The sequence below is a fragment of the Rhizobacter sp. genome (genome assembly GCF_035702065.1).
Lineage (GTDB): Bacteria > Pseudomonadota > Gammaproteobacteria > Burkholderiales > Burkholderiaceae_C > Rhizobacter.
In genome coordinates, this window is record NZ_DASSRA010000266.1 from 1 (window position 1) to 19,386 (window position 19,386).

Annotated in this window: 21 protein-coding genes; 4 read left to right on the forward strand and 17 right to left on the reverse strand. The window is 68.5% G+C overall.

Annotated features, from left to right (window positions below; all coding sequences use genetic code 11):
- A partial coding sequence (locus VFL64_RS12165; protein ID WP_489540641.1) for a DJ-1/PfpI family protein occupies nt 1-336 on the reverse strand: 336 nt, incomplete at its 3' end.
- A 117-nt stretch (nt 337-453) separates the two neighbouring features.
- The gene (locus VFL64_RS12170) at nt 454-885 is read right to left on the reverse strand and encodes a hypothetical protein (protein ID WP_489540642.1); all 432 of its coding nucleotides are present in this window, start codon (nt 883-885) and stop codon (nt 454-456) included.
- A gap of 288 nt (nt 886-1,173) precedes the next feature.
- Between VFL64_RS12170 and VFL64_RS12175 the strand changes: the two genes are divergently transcribed.
- Complete coding sequence (locus tag VFL64_RS12175) at nt 1,174-1,437, forward strand: hypothetical protein (protein WP_489540643.1); 264 nt, start codon at nt 1,174-1,176, stop codon at nt 1,435-1,437.
- A 56-nt stretch (nt 1,438-1,493) separates the two neighbouring features.
- Here the strand turns inward: VFL64_RS12175 and VFL64_RS12180 are convergent, their stop codons facing one another.
- The 6 genes from VFL64_RS12180 to VFL64_RS12205 all read right to left on the reverse strand — a co-directional run bounded on the left by VFL64_RS12180 (nt 1,494) and on the right by VFL64_RS12205 (nt 11,311).
- Entirely contained in the window at nt 1,494-2,495 is a 1,002-nt protein-coding gene (locus VFL64_RS12180) for a DNA topoisomerase IB (RefSeq protein ID WP_489540644.1), read from the reverse strand.
- Nucleotides 2,492-5,008 carry a DNA ligase D gene (gene ligD, locus VFL64_RS12185; protein ID WP_489540645.1) on the reverse strand — a complete coding sequence of 839 codons (2,517 nt, stop codon included), beginning with the start codon at nt 5,006-5,008 and terminating at the stop codon, nt 2,492-2,494. Before ligD ends, VFL64_RS12180 begins: the two co-directional genes overlap by 4 nt.
- A 17-nt stretch (nt 5,009-5,025) precedes the next feature.
- Nucleotides 5,026-5,886, reverse strand: a complete 861-nt coding sequence (gene ku / locus VFL64_RS12190) for a non-homologous end joining protein Ku (RefSeq protein ID WP_489540646.1) — start codon at nt 5,884-5,886, stop codon at nt 5,026-5,028.
- Between the two features lie 111 nt (nt 5,887-5,997).
- Nucleotides 5,998-8,712, reverse strand: coding sequence for an EAL domain-containing protein (locus VFL64_RS12195; protein ID WP_489540647.1), 2,715 nt, complete (start codon nt 8,710-8,712; stop codon nt 5,998-6,000).
- 174 nt (nt 8,713-8,886) lie between these two features.
- Nucleotides 8,887-10,443, reverse strand: a complete 1,557-nt coding sequence (locus VFL64_RS12200) for an AMP-binding protein (RefSeq protein ID WP_489540648.1) — start codon at nt 10,441-10,443, stop codon at nt 8,887-8,889.
- A gap of 265 nt (nt 10,444-10,708) precedes the next feature.
- Nucleotides 10,709-11,311, reverse strand: a complete 603-nt coding sequence (locus VFL64_RS12205; protein WP_489540649.1) for a TetR/AcrR family transcriptional regulator — start codon at nt 11,309-11,311, stop codon at nt 10,709-10,711.
- Between the two features lie 269 nt (nt 11,312-11,580).
- Between VFL64_RS12205 and VFL64_RS12210 the strand changes: the two genes are divergently transcribed.
- Nucleotides 11,581-11,988, forward strand: coding sequence for a hypothetical protein (locus VFL64_RS12210; protein WP_489540650.1), 408 nt, complete (start codon nt 11,581-11,583; stop codon nt 11,986-11,988).
- 19 nt (nt 11,989-12,007) lie between these two features.
- Here the strand turns inward: VFL64_RS12210 and VFL64_RS12215 are convergent, their stop codons facing one another.
- The 4 genes from VFL64_RS12215 to VFL64_RS12230 all read right to left on the reverse strand — a co-directional run bounded on the left by VFL64_RS12215 (nt 12,008) and on the right by VFL64_RS12230 (nt 14,183).
- Nucleotides 12,008-12,526, reverse strand: a complete 519-nt coding sequence (locus VFL64_RS12215) for a GNAT family N-acetyltransferase (RefSeq protein ID WP_489540651.1) — start codon at nt 12,524-12,526, stop codon at nt 12,008-12,010.
- Nucleotides 12,527-12,533: 7 nt separating this feature from the next.
- Nucleotides 12,534-12,977: a DUF1801 domain-containing protein gene (locus VFL64_RS12220; protein WP_489540652.1), complete on the reverse strand. Its 444-nt coding sequence runs from the start codon at nt 12,975-12,977 to the stop codon at nt 12,534-12,536.
- A gap of 11 nt (nt 12,978-12,988) precedes the next feature.
- Nucleotides 12,989-13,486, reverse strand: a complete 498-nt coding sequence (locus VFL64_RS12225) for a DUF4231 domain-containing protein (protein ID WP_489540653.1) — start codon at nt 13,484-13,486, stop codon at nt 12,989-12,991.
- A gap of 79 nt (nt 13,487-13,565) precedes the next feature.
- Nucleotides 13,566-14,183, reverse strand: coding sequence for a glutathione S-transferase family protein (locus VFL64_RS12230; RefSeq protein ID WP_489540654.1), 618 nt, complete (start codon nt 14,181-14,183; stop codon nt 13,566-13,568).
- A gap of 379 nt (nt 14,184-14,562) precedes the next feature.
- On the opposite strand from VFL64_RS12230, the gene VFL64_RS12235 reads away from it, so the two are divergent.
- Nucleotides 14,563-14,895: a hypothetical protein gene (locus VFL64_RS12235; protein ID WP_489540655.1), complete on the forward strand. Its 333-nt coding sequence runs from the start codon at nt 14,563-14,565 to the stop codon at nt 14,893-14,895.
- A gap of 18 nt (nt 14,896-14,913) precedes the next feature.
- On the opposite strand, the gene VFL64_RS12240 is transcribed toward VFL64_RS12235, so the two are convergent.
- Nucleotides 14,914-15,465 carry a hypothetical protein gene (locus tag VFL64_RS12240; protein WP_489540656.1) on the reverse strand — a complete coding sequence of 184 codons (552 nt, stop codon included), beginning with the start codon at nt 15,463-15,465 and terminating at the stop codon, nt 14,914-14,916.
- Nucleotides 15,466-15,603: 138 nt separating this feature from the next.
- The gene (locus VFL64_RS12245; protein WP_489540657.1) at nt 15,604-16,071 is read right to left on the reverse strand and encodes a M15 family metallopeptidase; all 468 of its coding nucleotides are present in this window, start codon (nt 16,069-16,071) and stop codon (nt 15,604-15,606) included.
- Between the two features lie 143 nt (nt 16,072-16,214).
- On the opposite strand from VFL64_RS12245, the gene VFL64_RS12250 reads away from it, so the two are divergent.
- Nucleotides 16,215-16,646: an SRPBCC family protein gene (locus tag VFL64_RS12250; RefSeq protein WP_489540658.1), complete on the forward strand. Its 432-nt coding sequence runs from the start codon at nt 16,215-16,217 to the stop codon at nt 16,644-16,646.
- Here VFL64_RS12250 and VFL64_RS12255 read toward each other — a convergent pair.
- The 3 genes from VFL64_RS12255 to VFL64_RS12265 all read right to left on the reverse strand — a co-directional run.
- A complete protein-coding gene (locus VFL64_RS12255; protein ID WP_489540659.1) occupies nt 16,615-17,904 on the reverse strand; it encodes a glycerate kinase type-2 family protein in 1,290 nt (429 codons plus the stop codon). The genes VFL64_RS12250 and VFL64_RS12255 overlap by 32 nt on opposite strands.
- A gap of 20 nt (nt 17,905-17,924) precedes the next feature.
- Nucleotides 17,925-18,809 (reverse strand): 2-hydroxy-3-oxopropionate reductase, encoded by an 885-nt coding sequence (locus VFL64_RS12260; RefSeq protein ID WP_489540660.1) that lies wholly within the window; start codon nt 18,807-18,809, stop codon nt 17,925-17,927.
- Between the two features lie 26 nt (nt 18,810-18,835).
- The coding region (locus tag VFL64_RS12265; protein WP_489540661.1) for an HpcH/HpaI aldolase family protein at nt 18,836-19,386 on the reverse strand (551 nt) is incomplete at its 5' end.

Sequence of the window (19,386 nt, forward strand, 5' to 3'; positions counted from 1 at the left end):
CTTGTTGGCCCGCGAGAAGTGCTGAACGATCGCAATCACCTGCTTGTTCATGCGCAGGTACTCGGGGGCGCGCCCGCCGGGGATCAGCAGCGCGTCGTAGTCCTCGGCCTTGATGTCGGCGAAGCTGGCGTTGAGCGTGAAGCGGTGGCCGGGCTTCTCGGAGTAGGTCTGCGCGCCGTCGAAGTCGTGCACCGCGGTCAGCACGTAGTCGCCGACCTTCTTGTCGGGGCAGACGGCGTGCACCGTGTGGCCCACGGTCTGCAGTGTCTGGAAGGGCACCATGGTTTCGTAGTCTTCGGTGAAGTCGCCCGTCAGCATCAGGATCTTCTTGCCCATCTCGGTCTCCTTGGGTAGTGGTCTTGGCCGTGGTCTTGGCAGTGGGCGCAGCACCCCATGCGCCGGCCCTGCGCCATTCTGGAAAGTGCAGGCCGGCGCCGGGTAACAGCCGGCTGTTCAGATGGGCGCCGGGCTGATGCCGAAGTACTTCTTGAGCAGCGCCGGCGCGATCTGCACCTGGCCCACCGCCACGTTGGCGCTGAAGCACAGCCGCTGGGGCGCTTCGCTGCGCCGGGTCAGTGTGGCGAAGACCCAGTCGCCTTCCTTGCGCCGCCACAGCGCAATGGCCGTGGGGTAGAAGCCGTCACGCTCGATCATGGGGTAGCGGCGGACGATCTCGCCGGCCACCAGGAAGCGGTCGACCTCGTCGAGGATGGTGCCGCTGTCGCCTTCGCGGAAGCTCAGCGTGTGGGACGCGTCCACACAGTTCTCGATCACGGTCGGCGCGGGGCGCTTGGCCTTCTTCTTCGCAGCAGCCGGCGTGTCATCGGCGGCACCGGCCTGCCCGGCGAGCAGCAGGCACAACAGACATCCCATGGGCTTGTTCATGGCAGTCTCCTTGCGCGGTCAGCATGCGCGCCCGCCCGGGTTGCGTCAAACGGATGCAGATTTGCACGCGCGTTCACATGTTTTTCGGGAAAAAGGTAAGGCGAGGTACGTCCAAGCGGCGCCATCCCGGCCCGAAAACGGTGGGGAATGGGTGCTTGCATCCCGTTCAGTCACGTGGGTCAATCCACTCTTTGCAACACAATCGGCCCGCTTCGTGTCACTATCTACGTTTTGCGGCACCGGAATCCCGCTGACGAGCGCGGATTCCAACCAATTGAGGAAAGTACTTTGGCAAAAGACGTCGTCAAAACGAAGATTCAGGCCGACGGCCTCCGCTACAAGGTCAAGGAAGGTGGCTCCCCCTTCGCCAGTGCCGGGGATTTCCAGGCCGGCACCATGTCGTGCTTCCTGTGCGGCAAGCACCGCCCCCGCAACACCCTGAAGACCCGGCGCCTGCTGGGCAAGGCACAGCATGTGTGCGCGCCCTCCTGCAAGGAAGCCGAAGCGGCGGGCTCTCAAAAGTCCGCGCCGACGACCCCCGCCACGGTCTGATCCGGCATCTCCCATGAAGCGGGCCCCAGCGGCCCGCTTTTTTTCGCCCGGCGTTTTCATCCGGGCGCCTTCAAAAAGGCCAGCAGGCGGCATTCGGCCACGCTCAGGCCGCGGCGGCGCTGGGCCGCGCAGCTGAGCCAGGCCACCAGCCCCTCTTCGGCCGCCACCGACAGCAGCCGCGGGTGGACATACGACTTGCGGCACACCGCCAGCGTGTTGCCCAGCCGGCGGGCCACCTGGCGCAGCACCTCGTTGGCCGCACGCTTGCTGACCGGCCCGGGCTCCGGCAGGCCGCACAACAGCTGCAGCGCATGGACGCTCGCATGCCAGGTGCGGAAGTCCTTGGCCGTGAAGTCGGCCCCACTCAGCTCGCGCAGATAGTCGTTGACGTCCGCCGAGCCCACACAACGGGTCATACCGCCCTCGTCCTCGTACTGGAACAGCTCCTGCCCCGGCATGGCCTGGCAGGCGCGCACGATGCGAGCAACGCGCGGGTCCTCGAGCGCCACCTCGTGCCAGACGCCGCTCTTGCCGCGAAAGCGCAGCTGCAGCGTGCTGCCCTTCACCGCGGCATGGCGGTTGCGCAGCGTGGTCAGCCCGAAGGAGCCGTTCTCGCGGGCGTATTCGTCGTTGCCGATGCGCACGAGCGTGGTGTCGAGCAGGCGCACCAGCGCGGCCAGCACCGAGGCGCGGCTTCCCACCGGCGCGGCCAGGTCGCGCTTGACCTTGGCGCGGATGCGCGGCAGCGCGGCACCGAACTCGCGCATGCGCTCGAACTTGGTGGCATCGCGCGCCTCGCGCCAGCCGGGGTGGTAGCGGTACTGCTTGCGTCCGCGTGCATCGCGGCCGGTGGCCTGCAGGTGGCCGTGCGGCAGCGGGCAGATCCACACCTCTTCGTAGGCGGGCGGGATGGCGAGGTGACGGATGCGCTGCAGCTCGCTCTCATCGCGCAACGCCCGGCCATCGGGTCGCCGGTAGCGGAAGCCGTCGCCGTGCCGCAGGCGCTGGATGCCCGGCATCGTGTCGCTCACGTACTTCAGACCGGAAGGCGCATTCATGCCCCACCTTTCTTCGGATCAAAGCCCAAAGCCTTCATCGGCTTGACGAGGCCTTGCTTCGCGGCGACGTAGCCGTCCCACGGTGTATTGCCCACCGCAAGCCGATCGCCTGCGTTCCGCACCGTCCACTGCGCGGCGCTGGTGAGGCCGGCCAGTTCGTCCCAGGCCAGCGGCACCGAGATGCCCATGCCCGGCCGTGCCCGGGCCGACCAGGCGCACACCGTGGTGGCACCTTCGCCGTTGCGCAGGTAGTCGATGAAGATCTTGCCGATGCGGTTCTTCGGACCGCTCTTGGCCACGAAGCGCTGCGGGATCACCTCGGCCATGTGGACCACGATGGCACGCGAGAAGGCCTTCACCGTGTCCCAGGCGAACTTCGGCGTGAGCGGCACCACCACGTGCAGCCCCTTGCCGCCGCTGGTCTTGAGGAAGCTCACGAGGCCCAACTCGTCGAGGAAGGCCTTCACGAGCTGCGTGCCTTCCTTCACCTGCTCAAAGCCCACCCCCTCGCCCGGGTCGAGGTCGAACACCATGCGGTCGGGCTTGGCCATCGCGCGCGTGGTGGCGTTCCAGGTGTGGAACTCGATCACGTTCATCTGCGCCGCCGAGACCAGGCCCAGCGGCGTGGAGATGGCCAGCAGCGGGTCGTCCTGCGGGTAGAGCGCGCGGTCGAGCACGTCGACGTTCGCCAGCGCCCGGCCTTCGGCGTGCTTCTGGAAGAAGGTCTCGCCGCCCACGCCCTCGGGCGCGCGCATCAGGGCCACGGGCCGCTGCTTGAGGTGCGGCAGCATCAACCCGGCCACTCGCGCGTAGTAGCCCACGAGCTCGCCCTTGGTGAGGCCGCTCTGCTTGTCGATCACGCGCTCGGGGTGGGTGACGCGGAACTTCGCGGGCAGCGCCGCCGGTGCAGCAGGTGGGTTCACTTTCTTTGCCACTTCCTTGGTGATGCGCTGCGGCGGCTTGTCGCTGCGCAGGCCGTGGAACACCGCCTGGCGCACGTGGCCGCCGCGCGTCCATTGTGCGAACGAGACCTCGGCGATCAGCTTGGGCTTGACCCAGTGCGGTGCCACGCGCTTGACCGTGCCCACGCGCTGCGGTGCGTCGGCGAACGGCGACACGTCGGTCTCGATGGCATCGAGCTGCTCGCGCAGGTGCGCCAGCATGCGCTGGTCGAAGCCGCTGCCCACGTTGCCGGCGTAGCGCAGCGCGCCTTCCTCGTCGTGGATGCCCAGCAGCAGCGAGCCGATGCCGGTGCGCGAGCCCTGCGGCTCGGTGAAGCCGCCGATCACGAACTCCTGGCGCGCACTCACCTTGAGCTTGATCCAGTCGGTGGAGCGCTGCGCGCGGTAGGGCGAATCGGCACGCTTGCCGATCAGCCCTTCGAGCCCGGCCTGCTGCGCCGAGGCGAGCAGCTTCTTCGGGTCTTCGTCGAAGGCGGCGCTGAACTGCACCGCCTCGCCCTTGCGCTGCCCGACGAGCCCGGCCAGGCGCTCGCGGCGTTCGCTCAAGGGCCTCTCGCGCAGGTCTTCGCCACCGTGGAAGGGCAGGTCGAACACGAAGTACTGGATGCCCTGCGTGCGCTGCGCATCGAAGGCGTTCTGCAAGGCCTGGAAGTCGGGCACCCCGTTCGGGCCGGCGACGACGATCTCGCCGTCAAGCCAGCCCCAGCCGATCTTCAGCGCCTGGATGGCCTTGACGAGCTGCGGCAGCTTGCGCGACCAATCGTGGCCGTTGCGGGTGAAGCAGCGCACGTCGTCGCCGTCGATGCGGGTGAGGATGCGGTAGCCGTCGAACTTGATCTCGTAGAGCCAATCGTCGCCGGGCGGCACTTCGCTCACGAGCGTGGCGAGCTGGGGGGAGAGCGTCAACGGCAACTCGCTGTCATGCCGGCGGACGCCGGCATCCACTGCCGCGCGCTTCTTCGCAGTGGATCCCGGCGTGCGCCGGGATGACGGGGCCTTCTTCCTGCCCAGCACGCTGTCCGGCAGCGCTTCGATCACGTCAAACTCGGACGCCGGCCGCGCTTCTTCGTCGTGCTCCTTGATCAGCAGCCACGAGGTCTGGCGTTCATCGTCACGCTGCCGCATGCGCGCCAGCGCAAAGCCGCCGCGCAGCTTCTCGCCATGCAGCTCGAACTTGAGCTTGCCCTCGCGGTAGCCCTTGCGCGCATCGCCGATGGGCACCCAGGTGCCACGGTCCCACACGATCACCGAGCCGGCGCCGTAGTGGCCTTCGGGGATCACGCCCTCGAAGCCGCCATACGACAGCGGGTGGTCTTCCACCTGCACCGCCATGCGCTTGTCATGCGGGTCCAGGCTCGGGCCCTTGGGCACGGCCCAGCTCTTGAGCGTGCCGTCGAGCTCCAGGCGGAAGTCGTAGTGCAGCCGTCGCGCCGCGTGCTTCTGCACCACGAAGCCCAGCGCGTCTCCCGAGGCGCGGACCTCGCCTGCCGGTTCGGGCGTGTGACTGAAATCGCGCTTGCGCTGGTAGGCGGCGAGGCTGTCGGTGCCCATGACTCACCTCTCGCGTCTCAGGCCGCGCGCTTTTTCTTCGCCGCCGCCGGCTTGGACTTGGCGCCACCCCCGCGCAGGCTTTGCTGCAGCAGCTGGGTGAGGTCGATGACGTCGGCGGTCTTGCTGGGCGCTTCTTCCTCGGGCTGCAGCACCGTTTCCGTCTCGCCCGCCTCGGCCTTCTTCTCCACCAGGGCCATCACCTGGTCCTTGAACTTGTCGCTGAAGTTCTCGGGCTGCCACTCGGTGGTCAGCTCGTCGATGAGCTTGCCCGCCATCTCGAGCTCGCTCTCCTTGAGGCCCGCCGCCTTGGCGCCTTCCTTGGGCAGCTTGAGATCGCTCCAGTCGCGGATGTCGGCCCCCCAGCGCAGCAGGTTGAGCACCAGGGCGGGGCCGGCCGGCACCAGCGCGGCCAGGTGCTCCTTGGTCTGGATCACCACGCGCGCCAGGCCCACGCGCTGCTTCTTCAGCAGCGCCTCGCGCAAGAGCGCGTAGACCTTCTCGCCCTTGCCGATGGGCGCGAGGTAATAGGGCCGGTCGAGGTAGACGAAGGGGATCTCGCCCGCCGAGACGAAGGCCTCGATGTCGATCGACTGGGTGGACTTGGGGTACACCGCCTCGATCTCCTGCGGGCTCAGCACCACGTACTTGCCCTCGCCATAGGCAACGCCTTTGACGATGTTGTTCTTGTCGATCTCCTTGCCCGTGCGCTTGTTGACGCGCTTGTAGCCCACTGGGTCCATGCTGCGCTTGTCCAGCCAGTCGAAGTCGACGCCGCTCTCGGTGGTGGCGGAGTGCAGGCTGACGGGGATGTGGACCAAGCCGAAGCTGATGGCGCCCTTCCACAGGGCGCGGGATGCGGTGGCTGATGGGGTGGCCATGGCGAGCCTCGTTTCAACAGGACTGCGTTGAAACGATCCTAGGTGCCGCCCCCCGGCGGCTGCCAGTGCGGCACGCCGGGTTTCGCTGTGGGAATGCGCCTACTGCGAGCGTCAGGCAGCCACGAGCTGGCGCGGCGCCGCCGCAGCCTCGCCGCTGCGCGAGGCATCGTCCAGCGGACGCGGCTTCTCGACTCCGTAGCCCTGCACGTAGTCCACGCCCAGGCCGCGCAGCATCTCGATGGTGGCGTCGTTCTGCACGAACTCGGCCACGGTGCGCAGGCCCATGCGGTGGGCGATCTTGTGGATGGCCTCGACCATCGCGAAGTCGACCTCGTCTTTGGACATGTCCTTCACGAAGGCGCCGTCGATCTTCACGTAGTCGACCGGCAGGCGCTTCAAGTAGGTGAACGAGGACATGCCGGCGCCGAAGTCGTCGAGCGCGAAGCGGCAGCCCAGCTCGCGCAGGCCGTGCATCAGCTTCACCGCCACGTCGAAGTTGCCCACCGCCGCGGTCTCGGTGATCTCGAAGCACACCAGCTCGGGCGCGACGCGGTGGCGGCGCAGCTCCTGCCGCACGAAGTCGACCAGCGAGGCGTCGGCCATGGAGGCGCCGGACAGGTTGATGGAAAAGCGCGCCGGCAGCTTGTAGTGGCGCGCGAAGCCGGCGTGCATGGCCAGCGCCTTCGAGATGACCCAGCGATCGATCTGCGGCATGAGGCCGTAGCGCTCGGCCGCGGGGATGAAGGCCATGGGTGCGACGATCTTGCCTTCGTCGTCCTGCAGGCGGATCAGCACCTCCACGCTCTCGTAGCCGCCACCGTTCTCCTGGATGGAGGCGATGCGCTGCGCGTAGAGCACGAAGCGGTCTTCGGTGAGCGCCTTCTGCAGGCGCGAGAACCAGTCGAGCTCGCCGTTGCGGTGGGCCACGGCGGTGTCGGTCTCGTCGTGCACGTGCACGCGGTTGCGCCCGCCTTCCTTGGCCACGTAGCACGACGAATCGGCCACGCGCAGCAGGTCGGAGCGGCTGTACTGGTGCGCCTTGAAGGGCACCAGGCCGATGCTCACGCTGAGCTGGAAGGATCGGCCCTCCCACGTGAACTGCAGCTCGCTCACGCGCTGGCGCATGGCCTCGGCCACGCGCAGCGCGGGCTCCAGCGGGCACGATTCGAGCAGCACGCCGTACTCGTCGCCCCCCAGGCGGGCCAGGGTGTCCTGCTTGCGGATCTCTTGCGTGAGCAGCTCCGTCACCTGCTTGAGCAGCTGGTCGCCGGCCGCGTGGCCGCAGGTGTCGTTGACGACCTTGAACTGGTCGAGGTCGAGGAACATCACCACGCCGCTGGCCTTGGGGTCGTCGGTGGCGAGCGCGGCGTCCAGCCGCATCTCGAAGGCAGCGCGGTTGACCAGCCCGGTCAGCAGGTCGTGCGTGGCCTGGTACGACATCTCGGCGGCCAGCTTCTTGGCCGGGCTCACGTCGTGGAAGACCAGCACGGCGCCGATGGTCACGCCATTGCGGTTGAGGATGGGCGCGGCCGAATCCTCGATCGAGCGCGGCACGCCGCTGCGGTGCACCAGCACCGAGTCGCGCGGCGTGCGCGGCTGCGCGTCGGGGCGGCTCAGTTCGGCCAGGCCGCAGCTGAGCCGCTCGCGTGTGTGCGCGTGCACCAGGCAGGCCACGTCGCTGAGCGGCTTGCCGAGGGCTTCGGCCAGGGTCCAGCCGGTCATCTCTTCGGCCGCCGGGTTGAGGTAGGTCACGCGGCCCAGGTGGTTGGTGGCGGCCACGCCGTCGACGATGGAGCCCAGCGTCACTTCGAGCAGCTCCTTCTCATGGAACACGCGCAACTCCGCCTGCTCCTTCTCGACCACGGTGCGGCGCAGTCGGCTCGACTGGCGCGTGAGCACCACGGTGATGAGGATGATCACGAGGCCCGCGGCACCGGCGCCAACGAGGGTGTTGCGGCGCAGGGCTTCGTAGCCGGCGAGCGAGGTGGAAGCCGGCACCGACACCATGGCGTACAGGTCGTAGCCGGGGATGTGCTGGACGGAGGTGAAGCGCACCACGCCGTCCGACGGGCTGGGCGAGGGCGTCATGCTGCGGTCGATGCGCTGGGCGGTGCGCACCATGCGCTCGCCGTCCACCAGGTCGGCCGAGGTCTGGCGCTTGTCGGCCAGGCGCGACAGGAAGATGCCATCCGCCCCCAGCACGCCCACCTGGTTGCCCGGCTGGTCGTTGACGCGGAAGCCTTCGGTGAGCAGGGCCGCGTCGAAGGCCAGCAGCACGGCGCCGCCGAAGGAGCCGTCGGCGCGCTTGAGCGCGCGGCCCGCCGGCACCTGCCAGCGCTGCAGCGATTCGGTGTAGACCGGCGGCGTCACGGCCAGGCCGGTGCGTGTCCATGAGGCCTGGAAATGCTGCCGGTCGGCCACATGGCTGACCTTGTCGGGCACGGCGCCTTGCGCGGTGGTGCTGGCGAACACATGGCCGGCCGGGTCGGCCAGTGCCACCGAGATGCGGCCGGTGGGCGCGAGCAGGCCCGTCTTCTCCAGCGCGACCAGGTCGACGCTGCCGCTGTCTTCTTGATAGTGCTTGACCAGCGAGGCCGTGCGGTTCACCTGGTCGAGCACGCGCTGCACGCGGTCACCCAGGCGCTGCGAGGCGCTGTCGACTTCGCTGTAGGCCAGCTGCACGCTGCTGGCATAGGCGCCCTGCAGCGTCCACCAGGTGGCGCAGCCCAGCCCCAGCAGCAAGCCGCCCGCCACGCCGCAGGCCGTGACGACCAAGCGCGTGCCGGCGGACAGTGACCGCCACGAACGGAGAGCGAGTTTGAGCATGGCCCACGAAGCAGGAGTTCAAACCGATATCGGGCAGCATAGGGTGGGCCTTGAGCGCCCGGGGTTGCGCAGACCGGCACGACCATTCAAAACCGGCACATTCGTGACAGGGTGTGCATTTGGCGAGGCGCCCAAGCGGCCCTGCCGGCGCTTCGGCCGGCCGGAAGCCGCCACTCAACTTGTCCGGTAGGCCTCGCGCAGCTTCTGCTTGTAGAGCTTGCCGTTGTCGTGCCGCGGCAGCTCGGCCACGAAGTCGACGCTGCGCGGGCACTTGAAGTGCGCCAGCCGGTCGCGGCAGTAGGCGATCAGCTCGGCGGCCAGGGCCTCGCTGGCGGCGTGGCCGCCTTGCAGCGTGGCGACTGCTTTCACCTCTTCGCCCCACTCCATGTTGGGCACGCCGATCACGCCCACGTCGGCCACCGCCGGATGGGTGAGCAGCACCGCCTCCACCTCGGCCGGGTAGATGTTCACGCCGCCCGAGATGATGAGGTTGGCGCTGCGGTCGGTGAGGAAGAGGTAGCCCTCGTCGTCCAGGTAGCCCACGTCACCCAGCGTGTAGTGGTCGCCGCGGTAGGCCTGCTCGGTCTTGCCCTCGTCCTTGTGATAGACGAAGCGGCCCAGCTCGGGCGCGCGCAGGTACACGGTGCCGGCCACGTTGGGCGGCAGCGCGCGGCCTTCGTCGTCAAGGATGCGGATGTGGCCCTCGTCCGCCGGCTTGCCCACCGTGCCCGGCTTGCGCAGCCAGGTGGGCGAGTCGACCATGCAGCCCACGCCTTCGGTCGCGGCGTAGTACTCGTGCATGATGGGGCCTAGCCAGTCGATCAGCGCCTTCTTCACCGGCACCGGGCAGGGTGCCGCGCCGTGCAGCAGGTAGACAAGCGAACTCAGGTCGGCCGCGCGGCGCGTCGCCTCGGGCAGCGAGAGCATGCGGTGGAACATGGTGGGCACCATGTGCGAGTGGGTCACACGGTGCTGTGCAACGAGCTGCAGCGCGCGGGCCGCGTCCCACCCGTCCATCAGCACCACCGCGGCACCGCAGGCATGCGGTGCCGCGAGCGAGAAGGCCAGTGGCGCCGCGTGATACAGCGGGCCGGTGGCCAGGTGGACGCTGCGGCCCGCAAGATAGGCCGACTGCTCACCCATCGGCGGCGCGGCCGAAGCCGGCCGGCTCACGCCCTGGGGCCGGCCGGTGGTGCCAGAGGTGTAGAGCATGGAGGTGCCGAGCACGGGGTGCTCGATGGCGTCGGGCGCTTCTGCGGCGAGCACGGCTTCGTAGTCGTCGTAGCCGGCGATGGGCCCGCCGATGGCGATGCGCGCACAGCGGGTGAGCCTGGCCACCTGCTCGCCTACTTCGGCAAAGCGCGCATCGGCCAGCAGCACGCGGGCATCGCAGTCGTTGACGATGTAAGCCGCCTCGTCGCCGGTGAGGTGCCAGTTGATCGGCGTGAAGCGCAGGCCGGCGCGCCGCGTGGCCCAGAAGACTTCAGCGAACTCGTTGCGGTTGCTGCAGATGAGCGCCACACCATCGCCGGCCACGAGGCCGCGCTTGCGCAACGCGCGGGCCAGCTGGTTGCTGCGGGCATTGAGCTCGGCAAAGCCGAGGTCGCCGCGCTCGGAGATGAGCGCCGGCGCCTGCGGCATGCGCTGGGCCCAGAAGGCCACGGCCATGCCATGCGCCAGGGCCCAGGTGAGCTGCTGTTGCAGCGCGGCTTCGGATTCGTGAGGCGTCATCGCGGCATCGTGCCGCAGCCACCGTCGAGCGGCGACCCCGCACAAACCCGGCAAAAAGATGGGGCCGAAGCCCCATCAAAACATGCAGCCGGACTCTCCCTCCGGCATCGCCTGTCAACCGTGTCGGGCCTGTTCAAACCAATTGAGCACCCAGGCGGTTCTTCGCGAACGCTTGGCTGTCGCTGGTAGACAAACAGTCTACAAGCGCACCTCGGCGGCGCAAGCGAGGGGAATCCCTTCGCTGCACCGCATCAGATGGACCAGCTCAGCGCTTCGCAGGACCGCGACGCTTCGGCTTGGGCGGCGCATCGGCAGGCGCGTCGTCGCCGAAGCGCTTTGCCAGCGCGGCCCAGCCGCCGAGGATGAACTCCGACCACACGTCGGCGCTGCGCTGCGGGTCGAAGCCGAACTTGCGCAAGCCGCGTGCTGCGGCCGCGGGCGCATTGATGGTGATCACCGCAATGATCTCGGCCACCTCGGGCGGCACGCGGTAGGTGCGGATCGACTTCTCCACGAAGAAGCGCGTGCTGGCCATGCGCTCGTCGCGGTCGCGCGATTGCAGCAGCTGCACCGCCGAACGGTCGCTGAACAGCTCGCGCAGGATCGCGCCGCGCTCGTGCAGGTACTCGAAGGTCTTCTCGGTGGTCTCACGCACGAGGTGCTCGAACGGCGTGTCGGGCGGGAAGGCCCCGAGCCCGCGCCCGCGCAGCACGCTGAACTCGCGTTCGAGCAAGGCCTTGAGCAGCTCGTCGCGGCTGGAGAAGTGGCGGTAGATCAGCGCCTTGCTGATGCCGGCCGCGGTGGCCACTTCTTCCAGCGTGCAGTGCAACAGGCCACGCTGCAGGATCAGCGCGGTGGCGCTGTCCATGATCTGGGTGTGGCGATCTGCCGCCGAAAGGCGCGGCGTGGAAGCAACAGATTTCGGTCGGGCCATGAGGTCGTCGGCTTGCCGCAACGAGGCGCGAATCTATCACCCGAGGCCTTTTGCACCGTTGAAGGGCAGAAGTGTTGCAAGCGCACTGACGTGCTGGCATCGCGCATCCCCAAGCTGAGGGGGACCCCCTCAAGACGCGGCGTTTTCTGACAACCTTTTGAAACAAGTTCTGTCTATGCTGGCACGCATTGGAGGGAGCCATCATGGACGGGATCCTCAGCACACTTCGCCACCTGAGCTTCGCGCAAATGATTTGCGCGTGGCTCTTCGTCGGCTGCTATGCCCTGGCGGTCGGCGGCATGCTCGGGGGCACGGGCAGCCTGCGTTCGGGTGTGGTGGCCGCGGTATCGGGCGTGCTGTTCGCTGCCTTCAGTGACGAATGGGTGCATGGCGCGCTGCTGATCCTCTTTGCCGTCGCGGGCATGGGGCTCTTCGTGGTCGTGGCCTGGCTGCTTGCCCGGGGCTCAGCGTGGCTGATCGCGCAGGGTGCGGTGCCGCCCCAGCCGCGACCGATCCTGCTGCAGAAGCAGCCCCTGCCTCCGGCACCGGTGCAGCCCACTCTGCTCGAAGGCCTGCGCGCATGGGCGCGCTCGCTGCACCTCTCTCCCTGATCGCCTCTGCCTCTGCCCTTCAGTTCTCCGGAGCCGGCTCGGCGTCGGCATCGCTGTGGGGCGTGATGTTCCTGCCCGGTCCGAGGCGCATGGGCTGGAACGAGATGCCGTGCATGTGCTGCACCTCACCGTCGCGCATGAAGCCGAAGCGCTCGTAGACCGGCACGGCGTTGAGGCTCGCGTTCACCGTGAAGAGGCCCGGGTTGCCGGCCTTCCGTGCCTCGGCCTCGACGAGCGACCACAAGCGCCGGGCCAGGCCCTGCCCCTGGAACGGCTCGGCGACGAACAGGTGGAAGAGGTGCGCGTTGTCGCGCAGCGCCACCACGCCGGCGAGTACACCCCCCGCGCGGGCCACGCGGTACGAGAAGTTGCCAGCCGACAGGTTGCGGCGCGTCGCCTGCGCACCGACCGACGCCACAAAAGGTTCCGACCCTTCCCGCGTGGGCGAGTCGTAGAACGGAGCACTCAGCTCGAGGATCAGCGCGCTGATGGCCTCGGCGTCAGTCAACGCGGCTGGCGTGATGGTCAGGCGGTGCATGGTTCGGTCAATTCGCACCCCAGCCCGGCAACCGGCTGGCCTGCTGCACCCATTCGGCGAACTCGGCGGTGTCGACGGGCTCGCCTTCATGGATGTCGAGGTAGCGCACGTCCTCCTGCCTGGAGGCACCGGGCGGTTGCGGGCTCAAGGCCGCACCGCGAAAGAAGGTCACCTTCACGTAGCGGTTGAAGCAGTGGAAGGAGAGGAACCAGCCCTGCCCTTCGACCCCATAGAAAGGCGAATTCCACCGCACCGCCTTGCGCACTTCGGGCACCACGCGCGTCACGGATGCATCGAGCGCGCTCCCGACCTCGCGCTTCCAGCCCGGCATGGCCGCGATGTAGGCCTGCACCGGCGCATCGCCATCGGCCTTGGCGATCTGCGGGTTGCCACCGGAGAGGAGCACGGGCTCCTTGGGTGCTGCGGCTTTCCTGGGTGCTTTGCTGGCCATTGCGTTCCTGTCTACACCTGCGGCTTCGGCGCCGGGGCGGGCGCCTCCTTGCCCTGCTCGTCCACCGAAGAACGCGAGGTGCGCATCTCGATCGTCTGGGCACGCTCCTTGGAGATGGCGTCTTCGACGCGCTCGACGAGCAGCACGAAGGCTTCGTTCGCATCCTTGCGGCGGTAGGGGCCGCCGCCCGCCTGGTACAGGCACGCCTCCTGCCGCAGGAACGACTTCATCAGGTCGTAGTTCTTCCAGTGCTCCCGCAGGTGGAAAACACCTTCCAGCGTGACTAGCACCGTCACCAGCAGGCTCAGCAGCGTAGGCACGATGGAAGGCACCGCCGGGATGTTGATGAGCACCGGCACGACCGCCGCGGCCACCGCCGCCGTGGAGGCGATGCCGAGGTAGCTCCAGCGGTAGCGGTCGCCCTTGCGGGTGTAGGCGTCGGTCTTGAAGTCGACGCGCGACTTCAGGTACGCCTCGGGGCTGCGGGCGGAATAGTCGGAAGCAGGCATGGCGTGGTCCCTCCTCGGCGCGACTGTCTCGCCGCTTCGGACGGTGGTCAAGCCTGCATCTTCAGGGGGCGAGGCGGCCTCAGCCCTGTGCCGCCAGCACCCGCGCCACCGCCGGCAGCGCCGCCATGCGGCGAGTGTGATCCGCCACGCGCGGAAAGCGCGCTGGGTCGACACCGTCACCTTCGAGCCAGCCGGCGATGGTGAAAAGGTAGGCGTCGCTCACGCTCAGCTTCTCGCCCAGTACCCACGGGCCTTGCAGGTACTCCCGCTCGATCAGCTCGAAGCAGTCGCCCATGTTCTGCGGCATCTTGCGGCGCATCTCGGCGATGGCCGCCGCATCGTCGGCCCAGCGGGCGGCACGCCGGCCGTGCGCATGCGCCACGTGCACGGTGGAACACAGGTAGCTGTTGATGGCGTTCATGCGCGCGAGCTCGAACACGTCGTCGAGCGGCGCCAGGCCGGCCTGCGGGAAGCTCTGTGCGATGAACTGCAGGATGGCCGGCGTCTCGGTGAGGATGCCGCGCTCGGTCACGAGTGCCGGCACGCGCCCCTTGGGGTTGACGCGCAGGAACTCGGGCGAGCGCTGCTCGTTGCGCGAGAAGTCGACGCGCACCGCCTCGTAGCGGGCGCCGGCCTGTTCGAGGGCGATGTGCGAGGCCAGGGCGCAGGTGCCGGGCGCGTAATACAAGGTCAGCATGGGCGAGGCTCTCCTTCAGGGGCGAAGCCCAAAGAATACGCCGCGCCCGCGCCATGCGTTTGCGCCGTCTTCCGGTTCACGCTCACCCACTGCGTGAGCAAACTGCGGCGAACGGACATCAACTGGATCGACGCCCATGAGTTCTCTTCAGTTGTCCTTCGCGCAGCCCCCACCGGTGCCGGTGCCCATCGCACCGCGGCCCCACCTGCCCCGCCCGCGGTGGTCGAGCAGGAGATCAACCCCGACTGCCCAACTACCTGCAGGCGCTGGCCTCGCTGGACGTGATGCCCCGCAAGGGGCCGCAGGTCGTCGGGCACGGGGTTTGCCGCGTTGAATTACAGACGGCGTCGCTATCATGACGCCCTTGTTGGAGACCCGGATGCGCCAGACCCTGCACCGTTCCTTGTTCGTGATCGCCCTGCTGACGGCCGCAGGCGGCGCCGCCGCCGCCGATGCAGGCGGCAGCAGCTCCTCCGGGGCTTCGGGCGTGGTTGCCAAGACCGAGAACGCTGTGAAGCGCGGAGCGCATGCCGCCGAGCGCGGGCTCATCACCGCGGCCAGTGCGGCCGAACGTGGCATCAAGGTGGCGACCGGGGCCGCGGAGCGCGGCGCGTCGGCCGCAGCGCGTGGCGTGGCCACGGCGGGCAGCGCGGTGGAGCGCACGGCCAAGCGGCTGGGGCTGCCGGCATCGGGCGCCTCGTCGCCGAACTGAGTTTCAGCGGCGAAGCCCTCAGCGAACTGCTGCAGGGCGCCGGCCCTGCTTGGCAATGAGCACCTGTGCATCGGCGCGCTTGGCGCGGGTGGCCTCGCGGCGGTAGACGGCCTCGGCCTCTTCGCGCATCTCGATCGCTCGCGCCAGCGCCTTCTTGTAGCGCTGCACGGTGTAGGTGTTCTCGTTGCCGATGTAGATGGTGCTGCGCTTGGGCGGCTCGCCATAGCGCGGCAGCGAGACGAGCAGGTTGCACTCGCTCACCTTGGCACCCGGCCGAGTGCGCACGATGGGGCCCGAGATGCCTACCGGCAGGTCGGTGCTCTTGTTCTCGTTGGGGGCACGCTGCAGGCGCGAAGGTGCCGGGAGCTTGGCGATGCGCTTGAGCAGCTCGTCGGTGGCGGCCCTCAGTGCGGCGGCAGCGCCGGTGCCGTCTTGTGAACCATCGGAGAAGAGCTTGGTGCCACCGTAGCGCAGTTGCCAGCCATGGGTGGCGCGGTGATCAATGCGTTGGATGCCTTGCGGCACCTTGAATTTCTTTCCGTTGAAGATGACGACGTCTCTGGTTTTCATGAGGTTCCCGATACATCAATGTGAACCTCCCTCGCGATGATGTGTTGTATTGAATTGAACGCCTGAATTGTGGCGCCAACTGGATAACTTCGCAGACGAGCGAGTGCACGCGCGTGCCAAACGAAGCTCTGGGGCGATCTACGGAAACAGCGCCTTGGGCAACTCGAAATGTGGCCCATCGATGAACGCCCGTTTACCGAGTTTGCGGCGGCGCGAGACGTAGTCGGCCACCAGGTCCTCGGGCGAGTCGGTGGAGGCGGTGAAGTCGATGTCCCAGGCACCGCCCCAGCGCAAGGGCGTCCCGAGCTCGTTGGCCGCGATGCGCATGGCATCGGCGATGCGGTAGATGGGCGGCCACTCCCAGCGCAGCTTGCCGTTGACGAAGGGCACGAGGTCGACCGCGTGGCCGGTGATGTGGCGCGAGTCCAGTGTCTCGCTCGCGCCGGCGGCGACCAGGCGCTTCTGGTCAGCCAGGCTGCGAATGCCGTCGTGCACGGAGAAGTCCTGCACCGTGAGCGCGATGGCACGCTCGACCGTCTTCACGAGCTGCGGGTGCACGCCCACGAGTTCCTTGCGTGACGCCTCACCGAGTTTGAATTGGCTCATGGCAACTCCCTGGACGAGAAGGCGCCTACCTTGCGCCCAGGCACGGGGCGGCGTCACCCTTTGTTTTAGGGATGAAGGTGTCCGAAAGCGGCGTGCCGACGCAGCCCACCGCGCCTACGCTGGGTCATCGCAAGGAGAACACCATGGCATCCATCCACCAAGAGATCGTCATCGACGTGCCGGCCAGCCAGCTGTGGTCTGCGCTGCGCGACGTGGGCGCGCTGCACACCCGCATCGCCGTCGGCTTCGTGGCCGACTGCCGCATGGACGGCGGCGAGGCGCGCATCGTCACCTTCGCCAACGGCCTGGTGGTGCGCGAGCTGATCCTCGACGTGGACGACGCGCGCCGCCGCGTGGCCTGGTCCGCCGTGGGCGGCCGGCTCTCGCATCACAACGCCTCGATGCAGGTGTTCGACGACGGCGCGCAGCGCTGCCGTGCGGTGTGGATCGCCGACCTGCTGCCGCATGCGATGGCACCGGCCGTCGCCAGCATGATCGAGCAGGGCCTGGCGGCGATGAAGAAGACGCTGGAGGCCGCTGTGACTACAGGATCAGCAGCGCACGAAAGTCGTTGACGTTGGTGTAGGTCGGGCCGGTGACGACCAGGTCGTTGAGCGTCGAGAAGAAGCCCCACGCGTCGTGCGACGCGAGGTACTCGTCGGGCTTGTGACCAAGCGCCGCCGCACGCGCCAGCGTGTCGGGTGTGACGATGGCGCCGGCATTGCTCTCGATGCCGTCGATGCCGTCGGTGTCGCCGGCCAGCACCCAGACACCGGGCTCAGCTTGCAGGGCCGTCGCGCAGCCGAGCAGGAACTCCGTGGCCCGCCCGCCGCGGCCGCGGGCGTTGCCGCTCACGGTGACGGTCGTCTCGCCACCGCTCAGGATCACGCAGGGCTTGGTGAAGGGTTGACCGCGCCGCGCCACTGCGCGTGCCAGCGCGGCGTGCACCTTGCCGACCTCGCGCGACTCGCCTTCGATCTCGTCGCTCAGCACATGGGCGGTGATGCCCACCGTGCGTGCCGCCTCAGCCGCGGCCAGCAGGCTGGCCTGGGGCGTGGCGATCATCGCGAGGCTGTTGCGCGCGAGGCGCGGGTCACCGGGCTTGGGTGTTTCGAAGGCGCCCGTGCGCAGCCCTGCGGCCGCGACCACCGGCACCTCGATGCCGTAGCGCTGCAGGATGCCGAGCGCATCGCGGCAGGTGCTGGCGTCGGCCACCGTCGGGCCGCTGGCGATCACGCTCGGGTCGTCGCCCGGCACGTCGGAGATCAGCAACGACACGACCTGCGCCGGCGCGCACATCGCCGCCAGCCGGCCGCCCTTGATGGCCGAGAGGTGCTTGCGCACGCAGTTCATCTCGGTGATGCTGGCGCCGCTCTTGAGCAAGGCCTGGTTGATGCGCTGCTTGTCGGCCAGCGTGAGGCCCTCGGCCGGCATGCTCAGCAGGGCCGAGCCGCCGCCGGAGATGAGGCACAGCACCAGGTCGTCGGCGGTGAGGCCCTGCGTGAGGGCGGCGATGCGGCGCGCGGCCTGCGCGCCCGCTTCGTCGGGCACGGGGTGCGCGGCCTCCACCACCTCGATGCGCCCGGGCCGCTGCTTGTAGGCCGGCGGCACGTGGTCGTAACGCGTGACGACCAGGCCCGACAGGGGCTTGTCGGCCGGCCACAGCGCGTCAACCGCCGCCGCCATCGCACCGCCCGCCTTGCCGGCGCCGATGACAACGGTGCGCCCCTTGGGCGGCGCGGGCAGGTGCGGCGCGATCACGCGATCGGGTTGCGCCGCGGCGATGGCGGCATCGAACAGCGTACGCAGGAAGGCGCGCGGGTCCAGGCTCATGCCGCGATTGTGATCCTCGATCAAGCGTCAGGCATCACTTTGTGGTCGGCCATCAGCTCCAGCGCTTTCACGAGTGCGGAGTGATCGAGCTCGCCACCGCCGTGCGCAGCGACCGCCTGCATCAGCTGCGCGGCCCCGGCCGTCTGCGGCAGCGACACGCCCAGCGTGCGCGCGCCCTGCAGTGCGAGGTTCAAGTCCTTCTGGTGCAGCCCGATGCGAAAGCCCGGGTTGAATGTGCGCTTGATCATGCGCTCGCCATGCACTTCAAGAATGCGGCTGGCGGCAAAGCCGCCCATCAGCGCCTGGCGCACCTTGGCCGGGTCGGCGCCGGCCTTGCTGGCGAACACGAGCGCTTCGCTGACGGCGGCGATGTTGAGCGCCACGATGATCTGGTTGGCAACCTTGGTGGTCTGGCCGTCGCCCACGCCGCCGACCAGCGTGATGTTCTTGCCCATCTTCTCGAACAAGGGCTTCACGCGCTCGAAGGCCGCTTCCTTGCCGCCGCACATGATGGTGAGCGAGGCGGCCTTGGCGCCGACTTCGCCGCCCGAGACAGGCGCGTCGACGTAGTCGCAACCCAGCGCCTCGATCTTCTTGGCGAAGGCCTTGGTCTCCATCGGCGAGATGGAGCTCATGTCGACCACCACCTTGCCCTTGGACAAGCCTTCGGCGACGCCACCTTTGTCGAACAGCACGCTCTGCACGTCGGGCGTGTCGGGCAGCATCAGGATCACCACCTCGGCCGCCTGCGCCACGGCGGCGGCGCTGGGCAGGCTCTTGGCCTTGGCGCCGATCTCGGCCGGCGGCGCCTTGCGCGTGTGGATGAACAGTTCGTGGCCGGCGGCGATCAAGTGGCCGCACATGGGCGCGCCCATGATGCCCAGGCCGATGAATCCGATCTTCATGTCGTCAATCCTTGGTGTCTTTGTGTTCAGTAGGAGCCGGAACCAGCGTCGGGCTTGGCGGCGCCGGCGCGCATCTTGGCGATGGTCTGCTGCGCGCCCGCGGCCATCAGCCGCGCGTCGGAGCTGACGGTGACGAACTGGAAGCCCTTGGCGATGCGCTTGAGCGCCGCGTCAGGCCCGCCGTTGTGGATGCCGGCCACCACGCCGTGCGCCTTGGCGCGCTCGAGGATGTGGTCGATGGCCTGCGCGGCCTTCGGGTCCACGTCGTCGAAGGTCGGCGTGCAGCCGAGCGCGAGAGAGAGGTCGGAGGGGCCGATGTAGATCGCGTCCAGGCCTTCCACGCTCAGGATGTCGTCGAGGTTGTCGAGCGCCTGTGCCGTCTCGATCATCGCGAAGCGCACGATGGTGTCGTTGGCGTGCTGCGGGTAGTCGGCACCGCCGTAGAGCAGCGCGCGGATGGGGCCGAAGCTGCGCGTGCCCTTGGGCGCGTAGCTGGTGTAGGCCACAAGCTTCTGCGCGTCCTCGCGCGTGCTCACCATCGGGCAGATCACGCCGTAGGCGCCGGCGTCCAGCGTCT